The following is a 19,552-nucleotide window of genomic DNA, read 5'->3' as shown; positions in this document are numbered from 1 at the left end:
GTCATAGGTATTGCCCGAAAGATTTAAAATTTACTGTATACACAAAAAGGTTACCCCTAAATGTATATTATGTCTGCATTTATTTTACTTAATTACAGTAAATGACTAATAATTAAAAAAGCACTAAAGTAGTAAATCTTCTGATTTATCTTGTGTATTCATCGAAATTGACACAGAAAATTTTATACAGAAATATTAGCAATATCCGAGCAGTTTTATTCAATTAACTCATATAGTAAATATATGCTTTAAAAGCTAGTAAATGAATAAAAAGTAGAATGATAAAAGATTCTTTAAGATGAAAAAGAAGTTTGAAAACTAGACATCGCTGAAAATACTATACGAACTCTTTTTAACAAACGACAACCATTAGTTTACAGTAAAGATGGCATTATGGTAGCAGAATATGAGGGCGGTAGGGTGATTAATGTATGAGTATAGAGCAACATGAAAAATTACAAAAATTAAGGCATGTCGCGAATTAAGGCAAAATTTCCATTTAATGCTTTATTTTATGGTAAAAAGGTCTATATTTGCACCCGTTACCGAATAGCTTAAATGTGAGCAAAACGGTGAGCGGATTTCAAAAGGGATTATCAAATATTTGATATTAAGATATTTGCGGAGAGTAGGCATCGTCCTGCCACCCCGACCAGTACAGAAACTAAAATGTACTAAAAACCGTAAATATCAAGTATTTACGGTTTTTTATTTTGTGTCAGATATCAAAATAAACCATATTAAAATATGAGCAATCCGTGCGTAAACAGCATTAAAAGTTTTCTAGACAGACCAGAAAATTCACATTACTGTAAATATATCTTTACACCTTAATGGATATAATACAGCAGATTGCGGAACTTCGGCTTCCAAACAAAGACTATTTATGTCTTTTACGCCTATCAACTGAATAGTTTGGGTTAAAATGATATCCCGTTACTTCCAGCATGGTGATGAAGAAATTAGCATACAAACTCTAAGAAGTTATTTTCCTGCTAATAAAATCAATCCTACAACTAAATACAGGGCTTTACTTGACAAGCAAAAGATATATACTGTAATAAATCAATCTGAAAAGTAAAATACAATTAGAAGTTATTTATGAGTACTGGTCTAAAACAGCCAAATGTTTTCTAAGACTATTCTCACACTTAAGAAATAGCATTAATATTATGATACGGATAATTATTTCTGATTTAAAAGATGAAGCCTGCTTCAACAAAAAGGCAGGCTTCCCTATCAAAATAATATTAAATCAAGGCTTAGTTACCTTAATATTTACAAAGGATGCTGTGCTGTTATCCGCAAAAATGCCCCAATTGGTGTTACTTGCTTTATAAACCCTGCTGCTTAACGCTACTTCATTATTAATGTAGGCAACCAGCATTGAGTTTTCAATAACAACCTGCACGTCATAAGCTGTATTTGCTTGCAATGATATGGGAACATCATTATATGCAACTGTGGTAGTGGTCAGCGATGAGCGATTCGTTTTATCAAGGCTGAAACGGTTTTGTGAAGGTACAAAACGAAGGCTATAAAAATTTTCATAACCGTCACAGGACCCTATCATAAAACCAAAGTCTTTATTGCAACTGCTGTATGATACCGTGGCACTTATTTTATAACGCGCAAGGTCAATAGGGTCATAAATAATATTTGTTACATCAAGTGCTGCCGGGCTTGACAATTGATATGAAAGCCCGCCACCTAACGCAGTTACGTTACCCCATTGGCTGCTTTGTACGGGGGTATAATTATTAGTTTCCATTTTGTTCTTCAGGGTGTGCGGTATAGCGACGGCAAGGTCTCCATTGGCCTTTTGGTAAATCTTATGCACAGCCAGGTTACCACCCCAGCTCCACGAACCTGAATCTGTGTGGCCGGAGAGTATACTTGTCCATCCAAAAATATAGCGATCACTACCATCAGAGGCCGTTTTAGCTGCGTAAAGCCCCTGACCCTCAAAACGGCTTAATCCTGTAGGCAGGTTCCAGGGACCATTAACAGAGCTGCTTTTTCGGTAGCATACATACTTACTGTTAATGTCTGAGAAAAGCAGGTAATATGTGCTGCCCAACTTAAAAATTTCCGGAGTTTCCATCATAAAGAAATTGTCATTTCCCCCATCATATAGCACACCTGAATAGCTCCAGGCAGTAAGGTTGGATGAAGTGTATTTTACAATTACACCTTTCCAGGTCCCACTGACATTTTTGCGGGCGGATACCAACATGATATAAGATGCAGAACCAGTGTCGTAAAAAACATACGGATCCCGGAAATTCTCGCTTTCATCAAATCCCTGGCCTGTGGGGGGATATATCGTGCCAAATGAAGCATTGTGTGTGAAATTGGTATTCAGGTTACTCGACGTTGCCAGCATGATACCCTCTTTTTTTGTAACACAGACAGATGGATAATTAGGGTTATGCCCCGTATAGAAAGCATAATAGGTACTCCCGTTTTTAACAATATTGCCTGTGCCCAAAGCATAATTTTGTTTGCAGGCATCACTACTACAGCTCAAAATCTCCCCTGCCGAAAGCTGGGAATAGGTATAGAAATCTGTCGTTTTAAATCCATACCAGGGATGACGCTTGTGGGTAGCATCATTCCAAATGTCTTTAAGGTAGTAAATATAAAAATTGCCGTCGGCTGCATTATAGTAAGGCATTACATCACCAATCCGTGTACCGTCCGATACCATCCGGTAAACACTGTAGTCGGTTTGTTCTGCCTGTGGCGTACAATTCAACGCAGCAATTTTAAGGGCACGGGCCAAAGGGGCAACCTCTTCCATAACAACCTCTTCGCTACAGCCAAGTAGCATGGGCAATATAGTAAGGCCTATCAAAAAGGCCTTAAAGCGTGCATAATTACGTTTCATATAAATAAGGTTTGGTTATAAGCATAAAAAAGACCTGCACCCTCTATGGTACAGGCCTATAAAAAAACTATCAAAAAGGCCAATGCATTACTTTTTGATAAATTGAAGGTTATACAACGCGGCCGGTGTGGCTACCTTTGCAAAGTATACCCCTGGGGCAAAACCGGAAATATCCAGCGCAATATCTGGATTTACTGCCTCAAAGCTCAAGATGTTTCTGCCATTTATGTCGTAGAAAGCAACAGAAAATGTATTGGTTGAATTAAAAGAAAAGTTTATAGCATCTGATGCAGGATTGGGATAAAGCGAAATAGCTAAAGCATGAACGTTATAGGTTCCTGCCACCACTTCTTCAAAACTGTAGGCCAATGTGGTTAGGTTGAAGGTAATGTTGTAGACACCAGCCTGGCAGGGGATGTCAACGCCATTTTGATTAAAGATACCGGTTCCCGAGGGCCAGCCTGTACCGCCCCAGTTATCAGGCCACTGGTCATCAAGCCTGAATTTTAATCCACCGTCAGTAAGGGTTATATTTTCTAAAGTATAAACCACCCCGTCCGTAGTCTGCATGTCGATGTCCGGTCCATCCCAACCTGCCGTGGTGGCACTTCCAAGTATACCTACCGAAGGAAAAATCTGCACAAAGTCATATTCAAGTGTAGTCCGGTTAAAGGTTACATCATAGCTTCCCTCAACTGCCTGTATATCTACCCCGTCCTGGTTAAAAATACCTGTACCAGAAGGCCAGCCGTCACCTCCCCAGTTATTTGGCCAGTCATTATCCTGACGGAATTTAAGTCCGGCTGTGGTAAGGGAGAGGTTATGGTAAGAGTAGGTAACACCATCTGAGGTATCGAATAATATATCGCCATCAACACTGCCCCAGTCTACAGAAGTTGCAGCGCCACGCACGCCGATTACCGGAAATTTATATACAAAATCATACGCTTTGGTTTCCAGGTTAAAACTGATGTCATAAACCCCCACCTGTACAGGAATGTCCATTCCGCCCTGATCCTGAACCCCAACACCGCTTGGCCAGTCTGTATTTCCCCAATTGAGCGGCCAGCTGTTGTCCTGGCGGAATTTAATCCCACCGGTGTACAAAGGCATGTTGCCTAAAGCATAATGAATCCCATCGGTAGTGCTCATGGCAATATCGGGCTGCGTACCGCTCCATCCTAATGTAGTAGCTGTACCCAGTATACCCACTGAAGGAAATTGTGCCTTGGCAATAGATGCCAGCATTATTGCAAAAAATAAAAGTAATTTTTTCATCATTAAAGAAATTTGAATTTAAAGATTAATATATATGCCTATTTAAATGGATGTTAGGTTAAGAGCATTAAGCAAAAAGCCAATATCATATATTGTTGGGTGGTACTTCGACACAAAGGGTAGTCAGTAAGTAAAAGTGATGAACAGCCATAATAAAGAATACTATCTGTTTACCTTGTACAGTTAAAACTAAATGCAATGTAGGATGAGAATCCTGGTAGTATGATTTGTTTTTTTTACAAAAACTTCGTTTTTAAGACTAAGTGCAGCGGTTAATTTTAAAAATCTAACTGTCAGCATTTTAAAAACAGTATACAATTATCGAAATCGAAATAGTTAATGTTATGTAACAGCAATATATACGAATGTTACATCCGGAGGAAAACGTTATAGTGTAAACTTAAATAAATTCTATTTAAATACAACAAGTCAACTTTAAATTTAGAATTTGAGAAAAAAATACCTGTATTTTTGTATTACTAGCTATTTTTCCTTTATCTAATTCTATATTTCTTATGCCCAAATTATATCTGACATTACGGCAATACTTTAAAGCAATAATTCTTGTGTTCGCCTCCGGGCTTTTAATGCTTGCTGCCGCCTGTACAAAAAAGGCTGAGGAAAAAAAAATACGAATAGGTTTTTCACAGGCAATGACCACAGACGAATGGCGCAGGCAAATGAACCAGTCTATGATTGTGGAGGCCTCACTGCACCCTGAAACCGAATTGATGATAAAAGACGCACAAAACAGTGTAGCGCAACAAATTTCGGATATTGAAAAACTGATATCCGACAAAGTAGACATATTACTTGTATCACCTATTGAAGCACAACCACTGGATGCGGTAATAAAAAAGGCGCTTAATAGTGGCATACCTGTAATAGCTATAGATCGTAAAACTGATAATGAGGATTTTACAGCTTTTATTGGTGCTGACAATATCGAAGTAGGGCGTAATGCTGCTAAATACATATTGGCGAATACTACCGGTGATGTAAATATCGTAGAGATAACCGGTGCACATGCTTCTTCACCTGCTTATGAGCGCAGCCTTGGTTTCACGCAAATGACAGACCTGAACCCAAGGTTGAAAATAATCCAGAAGATTAGTGGCGACTGGGAGTTGCCCTCTGCAAAGAGCCAGTTAAAACAACTGTTGAAAAAGCAGAAAGAGATTGATTACATTTTCTCGCATAACGACCGTATGGCGCTTGGCGCCTGGGAAGCTACCAAGGAAATGGGCATGGAAAAAAAGATTAAAATTATTGGGGTTGATGCCCTTAACACGCCAAACGGAGGTATCGAACTGGTAAAAAACGGTGCATTGTCTGCTACCATCTTATATCCTAACGGCGGTAACGAAGCCATAAAACTGGCCATCACCATATACAACCGCGAGCCTTTTGCAAAAAATAATATCCTCAATACGATTGTGGTAGACCGCAACAATGCGGAAATCATCGAAAACCAGATGGATAAGGTAGACCAACAGCAAAAAGTTATAGAAGGCCAGCTTAATGCAATAAAGGTACAGGAGGAAGAATTCAGTTCTCAAAAGCATCTGGTTCGTTTACTGTCTTTTTTCCTGGTAACCATATTGGCGTTGGCCTTATACAGTGTTTACAGTACTATTTCACTAAAGAAGAAGAAACAACAGCTTGAAGGTTTTAACCAAACCGTGACACGTCAGAAAAATGAGCTCGAAACAATGGCAGAAGAAGCCCGTAGGAATAATGAGGCAAAATTCAGCTTTTTTACAGGGCTAAGCCATGAGTTTAAAACGCCTTTAACACTTATTATCAGCTATGCTGAATCGCTCATTGAAAATGAAAAGGTTAAAGGCACCAAACTTATGGAAGAAATGAAACTCATTTATACCAACTCTAACCGGCTGTTGCGGCTTATTAACCAGTTGCTTGACTTCAGGAAAATTGAGGAACGTAAATTTACCCTTTTGGCATCGCGTACAAATATTTATGATTTCACTTTAGCACTTATGGCGAATTTTAAAGCAGAAGCAGTACGTCGTAACATAGAATTTATTGTAGCCTGCGACAACAGGGGAACTGATGTTTTTATAGACCGTGGCATGATTGACAAAGTGTACTTTAATTTACTTTCAAATGCTTTTAAGTTCACCCCTGATAACGGTAAAATTAAAATTGTTATCAAAGAAACGGCATCCCATGTAAAAATCATATTCCGGGATTCCGGCATTGGGATACCCGAATCAGAATTGCCACAGGTGTTTAACCCATTCTTTAAAGCCTCTAACAATACGAAAAACAGTTCCGGGATAGGGCTAAACATTGCCCGGGAATTTGTTACCCTGCATAAGGGGGAACTCGAAGTAAAATCCCTCCATGGTACAGAGTTTATCCTGTCATTACAAAAAGGCACTAACCATCTGCTGGTTACGGAGATTAACCGGGAGGATGAAGATGTAAAAGCCGGGCTTCTTAAAATTCAGGACTTTCTTATATCTGAAACGGAACCAACTATGTCCATGCAAAAGCGCGCTAATGACGAAAGGTACAGCCTTCTTATTATTGAAGACCATCCGGACCTGGTTAATTTTCTCGGAAATAAACTGGGTGCGGATTACAACGTAACAACAAGCGACGGCACCGATGCTGTTTCCTCTGCGCTTCAAAACATCCCCGATATTATTATCTGCGACATTAACCTGAAAGGCACGGATGGATTTGAAATAAGCCGCATTTTAAAAAAAGACCTGCGCACCTCCCACATCCCACTGTTAATGCTTACTGCTTTGAGCAATAAGGAATCACTGCTGAAAGGGTTACAGGCCGGTGTAGACGCCTACCTTACCAAACCGTTTAGCCTCGCAGTACTGCAGCGCAGCCTTGAAAATCTTTTATTCAACCGGGAAAAGTTACGCTATTACTACACTAATAATATTTATAAAGTAAACCCGGAGACCCGGTTCGGGAACCAGGAACAGGATTTTATAGCAAAGATGAACACTATAATTGCTAAAAACCTGGAAGACCCAAAATTTTCGGTAGAGGAGCTTGCAGAAAAAATGCTGGTGTCGCGGGTACAGCTGTACCGTAAGGTAAAAGCAATTTTAGGTATTAATATCAGCGACCACATAAATAATATCAAATTGGAACGCGCATCCGAAATGCTAAAGGGAGGGAATATGAACGTGAGTGAGGTTGCTTATGCCCTGGGATATTCATCACCTAATTACTTTTCGACTGCATTCAAAAACAAATACGGCATAACACCTAAAGATTTCAAAATAACAGGATAATCAGGAGCGATATAAAACAAAAAAGCAAGTAACATTTTTGATTTTCATGAAACAATTTAATACCTAAAACGATATAGAAGAAAAGGTTTTCACTAAATTAAAAAACTGTTTTTCAGAATCTTAAACCAAAATTAAAAATATTTTCAAGTAGGCGTTACATCATTGTAACATCAACAAAAATGCACATTGGGATTTCACACTACTTTAGCCATCAGATTAATTAAATTTTCAACCAATGAACAAAATTATTATCTGGTCGGTTATTGCTGCCCTGGCAGGTTTTCTTTTCGGTTTCGATACAGTAGTGATCTCCGGCGCCGATCAGCAATTACAAAAGTTATGGCATTCATCAGATGCCTTCCATGGATCTGTTGTTATGGGCATGGCTTTATGGGGAACCGTAGTGGGAGCGATTTTCGGTGGCATCCCCACCAATGCCATCGGGCGTAAAAACACGCTGCTGTGGATTGGTGTATTATATTTTATATCTGCTATAGGCTCAGCCATGGCAAACGACCCTTATGTATTTGCACTATTCCGTTTCATTGGTGGCCTCGGTGTAGGTGCCTCTACCATTGCCGCGCCTGCTTATGTATCTGAAATTGCCCCGGCAGAAAAAAGGGGCCGCCTTGTAGCTTTGTACCAGTTTAATATTGTACTGGGTATCCTAATTGCATTTGTATCTAATTATTTCCTTAAAGATATTGGAGAGAATGCATGGCGCTGGATGCTGGGGATACAGGCGATACCGGCCGCTATCTATACAGGGCTCATGCTTACCGTTCCTAAAAGCCCGCGCTGGTTACTTTCTAAGTTCAGGTATGAAGAAGCACGTAAGGTATTGGTGTTAATAGATCCTAAGGCAAATATAGAAGCGCTGATGCTGGAACAAAACCAGGAAAAAGATGCGGCAAATGAAACATTGTTTTCTAAAAAATACCGTTTCCCGGTAGTACTTGCATTCCTTATAGCATTCTTCAACCAGTTTTCGGGCATCAATGCGTTTTTATACTATGCCCCCCGTATTTTTAAAGAAGCCGGCCTGGGAGACAGCACCGCGCTTTTAAGCAGTATAGGCATTGGCATTACTAACCTTTTATTTACCTTAATCGGTGTAGCCCTCATAGACAAATTTGGACGCAGGCTTCTTATGTACATTGGCTCTGTAGGCTATATAATTTCCCTTGGGCTGGTAACTGCCGCATTTTATTTTGGCTGGGGCGGAATGTCAGTACCCGGTTTCCTGTTCCTTTTTATAGCCGCACACGCTATCGGGCAGGGTGCCGTGATATGGGTATTTATTTCCGAAATTTTCCCTAACCACATACGCGCCTCCGGTCAGGCATTCGGCAGTTCAGTACATTGGGTACTGGCGGCGATAATCCCTTCTTTGGTACCGATACTTTTTACGACTATAGGGCCTGCAATAGTTTTCCTGATATTTACTGTAATGATGGTATTCCAGCTGCTGTTTGTAATGTTCCTTATGCCGGAAACAAAAGGAAAATCACTTGAAGAGCTTAGCGGGGAACTTACCAATGATAAAAAACGACAAATTCAAAAAAATGAATACGAAAAAACTTCTGCTCTGCGGGCTGACTAGCCTGTGCCTTACAGGCAGCATAACCGCACAACAGGCCAATAATGAAGAAACCAGTTACAGGCCGAACTTCCATTTTACGCCAAAGAACAACTGGATGAACGACCCTAACGGCCTTTTTTATGCCGAGGGGGTTTACCACCTGTATTTTCAATACTGGCCGTATGGCAATACCTGGGGGCCTATGCACTGGGGGCATGCCACAAGTAAAGACCTTGTAAAATGGCAAGAACAGCCCATAGCCCTCTACCCAGACCGTTTTGGTTACATATTTTCTGGTAGTGCCGCTTACGATGCCCAAAATACCAGCGGGTTTGGAGAGGGCGGCAAAGCACCGGCAATAGCCATTTTTACCTACCACGACCCGGTAAAGGAAAAAGCAGGCCAGATTGATGTGGAATCCCAGGGCCTTGCCTACTCGCTTGACAATGGGCAAACCTGGATAAAATACGACCACGGGAACCCTGTAATTAAAAATCCGGGCATACGCGATTTTCGCGACCCCAAGGTAAACCGCGACTGGGTAAACAACCGATGGATTCTTGTACTGGCAGCACAGGACAGGGCACAGTTTTATACCTCTGACAACCTCAGGGACTGGAAATACCTTTCGGATTTTGGGGTAGGTATTGGTGCGCATGGCGGTGTGTGGGAATGCCCGGACTTTTTTCCATTAAAAGTAAAAGGTAGCGAAGAAGTAAAATGGGTATTGGTACAGAGCCTGAACCCCGGAGGTGCCAATGGTGGTAGCGGTACGCAGTATTTTATAGGCGATTTTGACGGTACAAATTTTACCCTTGACAAAACCTTTTCCCAAAAACTTGAAAAAGAAAAAGCTGTATGGATTGACTCCGGGCGAGATAATTACGCCGGTGTAACCTGGGGAGGAACGCCTGATGAACGGTACAAACGGTATTTTATTGGCTGGATGTCTAACTGGGATTATGCCAATGTTGTACCCACACAAACATGGCGGGGCGCAAATACCGCCGTAAGGGAGCTGGAATTAGTGAAAGATGCCAATGGCTACAGGCTCAATACGTTGCCTGTAAAGAACCTCCAGAATTATATTGCCAAAACCGATGTACAGAAAAAGATTTCGGTAAAACAAAATGCAGTATTAGTAGCAGAAGGTAAAACTGACCTTACACAAGCTGATATCAGCCTGAACCTGAAGGGGCTGAAAAAAGAAACGTACACATTGGTACTTTCTAATGCCAATGGCGACGAACTCCACTTTGGTCTTGACAACACTACTGGAGAGCTTTTTATTGACCGTTCCAAATCAAGCAATGCGACAAGTTTCCACAAGTTTACGGCTGCGGTATCGAAAGCGAAATTGTCCGGTACGCAAAAGCAGGTAAAACTCAGGTTCCTCCTTGATAAAACGTCCATTGAGCTATTCTACAATGATGGCGAAATGGCCCTTACCGAAATATTTTACACTAAAAGCCCTTTTACATCCCTTAGTATCAAGGGCGGGCAAAAATTTGATATTGAAAACCTTACGGTCAACCAGCTTAATTTTAACTAAATACCTAACCTTAATAACCAAACTGAAGTATGAAATCTAAAATTATCTTTTTTTTGTGCCTCCTTTTCCCTTTGCTGGCCTCAGCGCAGGACATAGAAGTAAAAGGAACGGTACTTTCAGGGGAAGATAACCTTCCGCTGCCGGGTGCCTCGGTGATCATAACAGGCACTACTATTTCAACTGTTACTGATATTGATGGTAGTTTTACCCTTACCAACGTTCCGGCTTCAGGCCAGCTTAGTATAAGTTTTATGGGCTTTCAATCGCAAACGATTGCAGCCGCCCCGCAAATCAGCATTACCCTGAAACCGGACCAAACGGAACTGGAAACTGTAGTAGTTACTGGCTACTCCAGCCAGAAAAAAGCAGACATTACCGGTGCCGTTGCCGTTGTAGATATGGAAGAAGCCTCTAAGCAAAAACAACCTAACGTAGTGCAATCGCTACAGGGTCGTGTACCGGGTGTACGCGTAAGTACTGACGGCTCCCCCAGCGGTGGTAACACAGGTATTGTTATCCGAGGTGTGGGTACATTAAACAACACTGCCCCACTCTTAGTTATTGACGGTGTGCCTACAAAATCGGGTATGCACGAACTAAATCCAAACGATATCGAAACCATACAGGTACTGAAAGATGCTGCTTCGGCCAGTATATATGGGTCGCGTGCCAGCAATGGTGTAATCATAATAACTACCAAAAAAGGTAAAAATGGCCGCATGCGCATCAATTTTGACCATTATACCTCTTTCTCTTCATATGCCCGCAGGACAAAAGTGTTGAATGCCAGGCAATACGGCCAGGCACTATGGCAGGCTAATGTAAACGACGGCATCGACCCTAATAATAATAACCTCAGCTACCAGTTTGACTGGAGTGTAGTAGATGGACATCCCACGTTAAACAACGTATTGGTACCGGAATATCTTGATGCCGCACAAACCATAAAATCAACCAATACGGATTGGTACGATGCTATTTCACGCACCGGTATTGCGCAAAGCTATGACCTTTCGGTATCCAATGGGTCGGATAAAGGAAGCTACCTTTTTTCACTGAATTATTATAATAATGAAGGTATAGTAAGAACTACGGAGTTTACCAGGTTGTCGGCCCGTATGAACAGTTCGTATAAATACTTTGACGGCAGGCTTACCATTGGCGAAAATTTTACGATGAACCGTACAAAAGAAGTTACTGACCCGGGAGTATTAGACCCTGCACTCAGGGCATTACCCCTTATTCCGGTACATACTGTAGATGGTGAGGGCTGGGGCGGCCCGGTAGGTGGCATGAACGACCGCCAAAACCCGGTACGCCTTTTAGAATACAATAAAGACAACCCTTATAAATACCTGCGCCTGTTTGGTAACGCGTATGCCGACCTGGAAGTGATTAAAAACCTGCATGTTAAAACCAGCTTTGGTATTGATTACGGTTATTACAACAAGCGTACACTACAACGCAGTTACCGTTCGGGTTACCTGCAAAACGACCAGACTTCGGTTACTATTGACCAGAGCGTAAGCGACAAATGGACGTGGAGTAATACCGCTACCTACAATTTTGAAATTGGCAAAAACCATATTAACCTGCTTGCCGGTACCGAAATGTACAGCGATACTTTTGACAACACAACCTTAAGGAAAAACGACTTTATAATAGAAACACCCGATTATATGTATCCTGATGCGGGTACAGGCGAATCATTTACCAGCGGTACTTCTACACGCTACAAGCTCCTCTCCTATTTTGGCAAAGCAGACTATGATTACGATGGGCGCTACCTTGCCTCATTTACCGTACGCCGCGACGGTTCATCACGGTTTGGGAAAAACAACCGTTTTGGTACATTCCCTGCTGTTTCTGCCGGATGGCGCATCAGTGAGGAAACATTCCTTAAAAATATTGAAAATACGCCCGTATCCGACCTGAAACTGCGTGCCAGCTGGGGACAGACGGGTAACCAGGAAATAAGCAATACGGCTGTATACTCACTGTTCCTTGCCAACTATGCGGGCGGCAGCCCTACATGGGCTACCTCTTACGGTACAGCCTATGATATTAACGGGAATAACAACGGGCTTTTGCCGTCAGGCTATATTGCTACCCAAACTGGCAATGATGACCTGAAATGGGAAACCACGACACAAACCGACATAGGCTTTGACTTTGGCTTTTTCGATCAAAAATTAAGCGGTTCGGTGGATTATTACGTTAAGAAAACTGATGACATCCTTGTACTGCCTCCTTATCTCGGTGCAATCGGTGAAGGTGGAAACCGCTGGGCAAATGGGGCCAGCATGGAAAACCGTGGTTGGGAGGCCATACTCACCTACCGCAATGAAACTTCGGGAGGGTTTAAGTATGAAATTACCGGTAACTTTTCTGCCAACAAAAACAAGATTACCAGGCTGCCTGTCGAAGTACGCAACAGCTACGGTGGTGATGGTTTAGATGATAACATACTAGGCAGGCCGATAAATTCCATGTATGGTTACGTGGCAGACGGCCTGTTCCGCACACAGGACGAAGTGGACGTACATGCCGACCAACCCGGCAAAGGTTTGGGACGTATCCGTTATAAAGACCTGAACGGTGATGGCGTAGTAGATACTAACGACCGCACCTGGATAGGAAATCCGAACCCCGGATTCCAGTACGGCATAAATGTCGCACTGAGCTACAAGAACTTTGACTTTACTACCTTTTGGGATGGTATAGGAGATATAGATGTAATCAACAGCAAAAAATACCAAACTGATTTCTGGAGTGTAGACGATGTGGGATCTAATAAAGGTACACGCCTGCTTAATGCCTGGAGCGTAGACAACCCGAACTCCTCTATACCGGCGCTTACCACCGTTGACCGTAATGCAGAAAGCCGCTTCAGTACCTATTATGTGGAAAATGGCAGCTATCTGAAACTGCGCGTACTGCAACTGGGATACACCTTGCCGAAATCGCTATCAGAAAAATACAGCCTTGATAATTTCAGGGTTTATGTAAGCGGGCAAAACTTATTGATTATTGACAGCAAAAAGTTTACCGGTGTAGACCCCGAAAGCCCGGCTTTCGGCTATCCGCTGCCTATGACTTTTACCGTAGGGCTTAACGTTTCACTTTAAATTAAAAGACAATGAAAAAGACCATATATATTGCAGGCCTGCTGGCTCTGACGCTTATAACCTCATGTACTGATTTTCTCGACAATGACCCGCGTGGCGTATTGAACGAAGAGCAACTTGTAACCCCGGAAAATGTAGATGGTTTTATTACATCGGCCTATTCGGCACTGGGTAACGACCACTACGATGCCCCTTTCAGCCTTTGGCCTTACGGCAACGTGCGAAGTGATGATGCCTACAAGGGCGGCAGCGGTACAAACGACATACAGGATTTCCACTTTTTTGAAATATCAAATAACATCCGCCCTGATTTTGGTGAATTGGATGTGCTGTGGTACCAACATTATGTTGGGGTTTCAAGATGTAATAAAGCTCTAAGGGCATTAGAACAGCTAAATGAGGCCGAATACCCGCTAAAACAGCAACGCATCGGTGAAATGAAATTTATCCGTGGGCATTTCTATTTCATGCTGAAGATACTGTACCGCAACATACCTTATATCACTGAGGATATTCCCGTAGAAAATTATGGGCAGATTAGTAATACCGCGTTAAACAATGAGGAACTCTGGGAAGCCATAGCGCAAAATTTTGAAGAAGCTGCGGATTTGCTGCCCGATAGCCAAACCCAGGCAGGCAGGGCCGATAAGGCTGCCGCGTATGCCTACCTTGCCAAGGTACGCCTTTATCAGGCCTATAGCCAGGATGACAACTTTAACGTAACCGGCGTCAACCAGGAGCACATGCAGCAGGTGCTTGAAGCTACAAGCCGTGTAATGGGTACAGCAAGCCTGGAACCTGATTTCGCCAACAACTTTCTGCCAGGCCAATATGAAAATGGGCCGGAAAGTGTTTTTTCTATACAGTTTAGTGAAGACGACGGTACACTGTATGGCAGGCTGAACTATGGCGACGTACTGAGCCTGCCTCAGGGACTGGGCTGCTGTGACTTCCATAAGCCGAGCCAAAATCTTGTAAATGCCTATAAAACGGCACCCAATGGTATCCCTATGTTTGATACCTATAACGATGCTGACCTTGATTACCATGCCCTTAACGATTACACAGTAGATCCACGGCTGTACCACACTGTTGCCCTGCCGGGTCTTCCGTGGAAGTATGACCCTGAAACTACGTATGTAGAGGCGTGGGTACGCAGCCCGGGTACTTATGGTTATACCGCTTCATTAAAAGAAAACGTTCCTGTAGGTTGTGGTTGTACGGTAAACATAGATCCCTTTTATGGCAACGCCAAGAACAGGATACAAATCCGTTATGCCGATGTGCTGCTTATGAGGGCAGAGGCACTTATTGAAACAGGCCAGCAGGATGAAGCATTGGGACTTATAAATGAAGTGCGCAACCGCGCGGCAAACAGTACGGGGCTAATATCTGGATATGCTACAAACACAAATATAAGCCCTTATATTAACGGCCAGAACTGTACCTGGACACAGGACTTTGCTCGACAGGCTTTACGCTGGGAACGCCGCCTGGAATTTGCCATGGAAGGCAGCCGTTTCTTCGACCTGGTGCGCTGGGGCGTGGCAGACGAAGTAATGAATGCCTATTATGCTGAAGAAAAGACTAAGCGCGCTTATTACAACGATGCATTTTTTGACCGTAATAAAGAAGAATATTGCCCTATTCCACTGGCGCAGATTAACTTTAGCCAGGGTGTATACCACCAAAATCCGGGTTATTAACTCTAAATTGCTAATATTATGAAAACAATATATAAAACCAGTTTGGTAGCAGGTATCCTGCTTCTTTTTGTGACACTGTTTTCCTGCGAAGACAGTTTTGATAATACAGGATTTAATACTAACGCGGCCGTGAGCATCACCGCCTTTAGCATTGCGGGTACCGTAGGCGAAATTAACCAGGGCACAGGGGTTATAAACGTGGTAGTGCCTTACGGTACTGACATTACGAGCCAGATTGCTACTGTAGGGCTACCCGACGGGGCCGATATCAATATAGATTTCACCCAAGTAATGAATTTTTCACAAGCTATTAGCTTTAGGGTGGTAAACGGGAATCTTTATAAAGATTATACGGTAAGCGTATCAGTGGCTTCGCCCATTATCAGCTTTAAAATCAACGATATTGCGGCAAGCATAAATAATACCTCCCATACCATATTGCTTACCCTGCCTGCCGGTACAGACCTCACGGCACTACAACCCGTAATAGAACTTAGCGAAGGTGTAAGCATATCACCCGGTTCGGGCAGCACCATCGATTTTACAAATCCTGTACTATTTACGGTAAGTACGGCTACAAGCTCTGTAGACTATACTGCTACGGTAAGCGTACCGGTAGAAGGCCTTACCGTTGCATTCCTGGGCACTGCAGCAACACGCGAAGCGATAAGCAATCTGGATGAGAAAACCGCGTGTGATTGGCTCTTCGACAATTACCAGGGTGCACAGTACTTGTCTTTTGCCCAGATTAACTCAGGTGCTAACATCAGTGAAATTGATGTTATATGGTGGCACTATGACAGCGCACAAAACCTGCCTTCTATTGCTTTAAATCCTGCTGTAACCGCAGCCCTGCAAACGTATAAGGCTAATGGAGGCAACCTGCTGCTTACCACTTTTGCCAGCCAGTATGTAGATGCACTTGGTATTGTACCTCCGGGAAAGGGGCCTAACAATGTATTCGGCGATTTTCCACCTAACGGTGGTGTAGATGCTAACTCTTGGGGTATTACCTTTGCGGGGCATGAAGGCCACCCTATCTTCCAGAACCTGGAAACCTATGAAGCTAACAAAGCCTATTTACTGCAAAGTGGTACGTTCAGGCTTAACCATACCGGCTGGTGGTTTTTACCAGAATGGGGTGGCTATGGTGATGGTGCTGGCTGGAGGAGCCAAACGGGCGGTATAAACCTTGCAAGCGAGCCTTGGGATACCGGCCTTAATGGGCGTGTGGTCATAGCCGAATGGGGCGATACCGATAAAAATGTAGTAGTAATCTCACTGGGTGCCTATGACTGGTATAACGAGCCCGATGCTAACGGTAATCCAAGCCAGGCGAACGGATATATAAATAATATCCAAACCCTTACACTAAACAGCATTAATTACCTCATTAATAATTAACACGGCTATGAAATTTAAATATATATACTTCTTACCCGCATTTGTTATGGCGCTAACCTCTTGCAATGACGACGATACCTACATCGGGGGTTCTATAATGGGTGGGGAAACAGCCATCAGCACAATATACCCTACACCACCGTCACAATGGATGGGCGGCGAGGAACCTTATTTTAGTGCAGGCTACACCGGAGACCCAATGCCGTTTTATGAGGATGGCGCGTTCCACATATATTTTCTGCATGACGCTATAAACAAGCCAGCGGGTAAGGGCTTTCATGATATACATGAATATTCTACTACAAACCTGGCGCATTTTGACTATAAAGGGCAGATGGTGCCCTATGGCGGGCAGGACGAACCTGACTTTGGCATTGGGACAGGATCGGTCATAAAAGCAGGCGGCACGTATTACTTTTACTACACCGGGCATAATGATATCGCAGCTTTCCGTGCCAATAACCCACGCGAGAGTGTATTATTAGCCACCAGTACCGACAGGGTACACTGGACTAAGCAAACATCTTTCAAAATAACTGCTCCGGCAGGTTATTATGATTATGACTTCCGTGACCCCCATGTATTCCAGAACCCCGATGATGGCAAATACTGGATGCTGGTAAGCACCCAAACCGATCCTGCACGGAAGGCTGTACTGCTTAAATTTACATCGGATAACCCGGCAAGCGGTAACTGGACACCCGCCGGGTCTTTTTATACTACCGCACCTGAAGACAATTACCTGATGATGGAATGTGCTGATATATTTAAAATGGGTAATTATTGGTACCTTACCTTCAGCGAAAACTGGAGCAATGACAAAGGAACCCACTACCGTATGGCTACTTCTATAAACGGCCCCTGGATAAAACCGGCAAACGATAAGCTTGATGGTGAATATTTTTATGCTGCAAAAACTGCTTCAGATGGTAACAAGCGCTATGCTTTTGGATGGACAGCCCGTAAAGCACCTGAAAATGATACGGGTGGTAAAGAATGGGCAGGCAACCTTGTAGTACATGAAATCATACAGAATGCTGACGGTACACTTGGCCTGAAAGCACCGGACGCCGTAAGCCAGCTCTTTATGCAATCATCGGCTATAGCCCTGCAAAATACATCCGGTAATGTAACACAGGCTAATAACACATTCAGCTTAAATGCCGCTGCTGCGGAGGCTGTAGCCACGTTTAAGCCAGTAGGTAAAAAAATGAAAACTTCGGCACAAATTACCCTGAACAATACTTCAGGTTCAGCAGGTTTCTTCTTTAACGTGAGCAGCAGTGCATATTATAAAATTGTATTCGAGCCGCAGCAAAACCGTATAGCAGCGTATAACAGCAACGGAGATGGAGTTACACACATACCTTTTAACATTCAGGCTGGCACGGCTTACAACATTACGGTTATAGCAGATGGTAGTATTTGCGTAGTATATGTAGACGGAAAAACGGTATTAAGTAACCGTATTTACGGCCGCGACCAACAGGCCTGGGGACTTATAGCTACCGATGGTGCGGCTGCCACTTTTAGTGGATTGGAAATTAAAAAACCATAACCTAAATTAATATTGATGAGCAATAATAGAAAAATAAAGGCAGTATCTTTTGGAGAGGTATTGTGGGACGTATTTGCTGACGGGAAAAAAATTGGCGGAGCTCCCCTTAACCTGGCCTTAAGGATGCAAAGCTTAGGCTGTGAAGCAGCAATGGTAAGTGCAATCGGAAACGATAATGATGGTAAGGAGATTATCAGTTACGTGCAGGAAAAGGGCCTGGATACTACAGGCATTGTAACCGTTGAAGGTTATCCTACCGGGCTGGTACAGGTCTACCTAAACGAGCGTGGCAGCGCCAGCTATGAAATCAGTTATCCGTCGGCTTGGGATAAAATCGTGCTTACACCGAATGTCTTTGATTTGGTACAAGAAGCTGATGTGATGATTTACGGAAGCCTTGCCTGCCGTGACGCAGTGTCGAAAGAAAGTTTGTTGAAGCTATTGAAAATAGACGGCTATAAAGTTTTTGATGTGAATCTCAGGCCCCCACACTACGAAATTGATACCCTTTTGGAATTGATGAAAAAAGCTGATTTCATTAAGTTCAACGACGAAGAACTAATTGAAATTGCAGGTAAACTCGGTTCTCATGCTAACCTTTTGGAAGATAACATGGAGTTTATCGCAAAAAAAACAGGCTCCAAAGCGATTTGTGTTACTAAGGGTAAGCATGGTGCGATACTATTGTGGGAAGGCCAATTGTACAGCAACAATGGCTACGTAGTAAAAGTGGTTGACACCGTGGGTGCCGGTGACTCATTCCTGGCGACGCTGATAATGAAACTTCTTGTTAAGGAAACGCCCCAGAAAGCACTGGATTATGCTTGTGCTATGGGAGCTTTGGTAGCGGCTTCACCAGGGGCAAATCCAGATATTAGTAATGAACAAATTGAAGAGTTGACTATAAATATAAGTTAAATTGGGTTAGATAGGGAAAGTTTGGGTTTTCTCTAAAAGCTGCTCCTTTATAGAGCAGCTTTTTTTTATGTTCCAATTCCGTGATTATAGATTTATTAAATAAAATCTTTTATTCAGATCGATAGCTTGTAACCAAAAACTCACAATGGCCTCCTGTTTATAGTATGCCTCCTTTACTTTGTAATCAAAACGGCCGTAAACCTACCAATTTTTTATGGCCTGCAAGAGGATTTGTTTAATGTAAAATGAAGG

The 19,552-nt window shown here is 42.7% G+C and carries 10 protein-coding genes; 8 read left to right on the top strand and 2 right to left on the bottom strand.

Features of this window, described 5'->3' with window-relative positions; translation table 11 throughout:
• Positions 1–1,255: 1,255 nt before the first annotated feature.
• Together ACLI09_RS17180 and ACLI09_RS17175 are read right to left on the bottom strand one after the other, a co-directional pair.
• On the bottom strand, positions 1,256–2,890 hold the full coding sequence (locus tag ACLI09_RS17180; protein ID WP_411420877.1) for a GH32 C-terminal domain-containing protein: 1,635 nt from the start codon (positions 2,888–2,890) through the stop codon (positions 1,256–1,258).
• An 87-nt stretch (positions 2,891–2,977) separates the two neighbouring features.
• Positions 2,978–4,171: a T9SS type A sorting domain-containing protein gene (locus tag ACLI09_RS17175; protein WP_411420876.1), complete on the bottom strand. Its 1,194-nt coding sequence runs from the start codon at positions 4,169–4,171 to the stop codon at positions 2,978–2,980.
• A gap of 512 nt (positions 4,172–4,683) precedes the next feature.
• On the opposite strand from ACLI09_RS17175, the gene ACLI09_RS17170 reads away from it, so the two are divergent.
• The 8 genes from ACLI09_RS17170 to ACLI09_RS17135 all read left to right on the top strand — a co-directional run bounded on the left by ACLI09_RS17170 (position 4,684) and on the right by ACLI09_RS17135 (position 19,300).
• Complete coding sequence (locus tag ACLI09_RS17170) at positions 4,684–7,452, top strand: substrate-binding domain-containing protein (protein ID WP_411420875.1); 2,769 nt, start codon at positions 4,684–4,686, stop codon at positions 7,450–7,452.
• A gap of 235 nt (positions 7,453–7,687) precedes the next feature.
• Positions 7,688–9,055: a sugar porter family MFS transporter gene (locus ACLI09_RS17165; protein ID WP_411420874.1), complete on the top strand. Its 1,368-nt coding sequence runs from the start codon at positions 7,688–7,690 to the stop codon at positions 9,053–9,055.
• A complete protein-coding gene (locus tag ACLI09_RS17160; RefSeq protein ID WP_411420873.1) occupies positions 9,018–10,586 on the top strand; it encodes a glycoside hydrolase family 32 protein in 1,569 nt (522 codons plus the stop codon). The genes ACLI09_RS17165 and ACLI09_RS17160 overlap by 38 nt, the downstream gene beginning before the upstream one ends.
• 29 nt (positions 10,587–10,615) lie before the next feature.
• Positions 10,616–13,714, top strand: coding sequence for a SusC/RagA family TonB-linked outer membrane protein (locus tag ACLI09_RS17155; RefSeq protein WP_411420872.1), 3,099 nt, complete (start codon positions 10,616–10,618; stop codon positions 13,712–13,714).
• 11 nt (positions 13,715–13,725) lie between these two features.
• A complete protein-coding gene (locus ACLI09_RS17150) occupies positions 13,726–15,420 on the top strand; it encodes a RagB/SusD family nutrient uptake outer membrane protein (protein ID WP_411420871.1) in 1,695 nt (564 codons plus the stop codon).
• 18 nt (positions 15,421–15,438) lie between these two features.
• Positions 15,439–16,824 carry a DUF4960 domain-containing protein gene (locus ACLI09_RS17145; protein ID WP_411420870.1) on the top strand — a complete coding sequence of 462 codons (1,386 nt, stop codon included), beginning with the start codon at positions 15,439–15,441 and terminating at the stop codon, positions 16,822–16,824.
• A gap of 7 nt (positions 16,825–16,831) precedes the next feature.
• Positions 16,832–18,382, top strand: a complete 1,551-nt coding sequence (locus ACLI09_RS17140) for a glycoside hydrolase domain-containing protein (protein ID WP_411420869.1) — start codon at positions 16,832–16,834, stop codon at positions 18,380–18,382.
• 15 nt (positions 18,383–18,397) lie between these two features.
• Complete coding sequence (locus ACLI09_RS17135; RefSeq protein WP_411420868.1) at positions 18,398–19,300, top strand: carbohydrate kinase family protein; 903 nt, start codon at positions 18,398–18,400, stop codon at positions 19,298–19,300.
• Positions 19,301–19,552: the final 252 nt, after the last annotated feature.

The organism is Flavobacterium sp. RHBU_24, from assembly GCF_046613695.1.
Classification (GTDB): domain Bacteria; phylum Bacteroidota; class Bacteroidia; order Flavobacteriales; family Flavobacteriaceae; genus Flavobacterium.
Note: the sequence above shows the minus strand (reverse complement) of the source record. Positions and strands in the feature narration are given on the sequence as shown.

Coding starts and splice junctions, on each gene's coding strand:
- ACLI09_RS17180 (WP_411420877.1), bottom strand. CDS start 2,890: ATGAAACGTAATTATGCACGCTTTAAGGCCTTTTTGATAGGCCTTACT.
- ACLI09_RS17150 (WP_411420871.1), top strand. CDS start 13,726: ATGAAAAAGACCATATATATTGCAGGCCTGCTGGCTCTGACGCTTATA.
- ACLI09_RS17165 (WP_411420874.1), top strand. CDS start 7,688: ATGAACAAAATTATTATCTGGTCGGTTATTGCTGCCCTGGCAGGTTTT.
- ACLI09_RS17155 (WP_411420872.1), top strand. CDS start 10,616: ATGAAATCTAAAATTATCTTTTTTTTGTGCCTCCTTTTCCCTTTGCTG.
- ACLI09_RS17135 (WP_411420868.1), top strand. CDS start 18,398: ATGAGCAATAATAGAAAAATAAAGGCAGTATCTTTTGGAGAGGTATTG.
- ACLI09_RS17175 (WP_411420876.1), bottom strand. CDS start 4,171: ATGATGAAAAAATTACTTTTATTTTTTGCAATAATGCTGGCATCTATT.
- ACLI09_RS17170 (WP_411420875.1), top strand. CDS start 4,684: ATGCCCAAATTATATCTGACATTACGGCAATACTTTAAAGCAATAATT.
- ACLI09_RS17140 (WP_411420869.1), top strand. CDS start 16,832: ATGAAATTTAAATATATATACTTCTTACCCGCATTTGTTATGGCGCTA.
- ACLI09_RS17160 (WP_411420873.1), top strand. CDS start 9,018: ATGAATACGAAAAAACTTCTGCTCTGCGGGCTGACTAGCCTGTGCCTT.
- ACLI09_RS17145 (WP_411420870.1), top strand. CDS start 15,439: ATGAAAACAATATATAAAACCAGTTTGGTAGCAGGTATCCTGCTTCTT.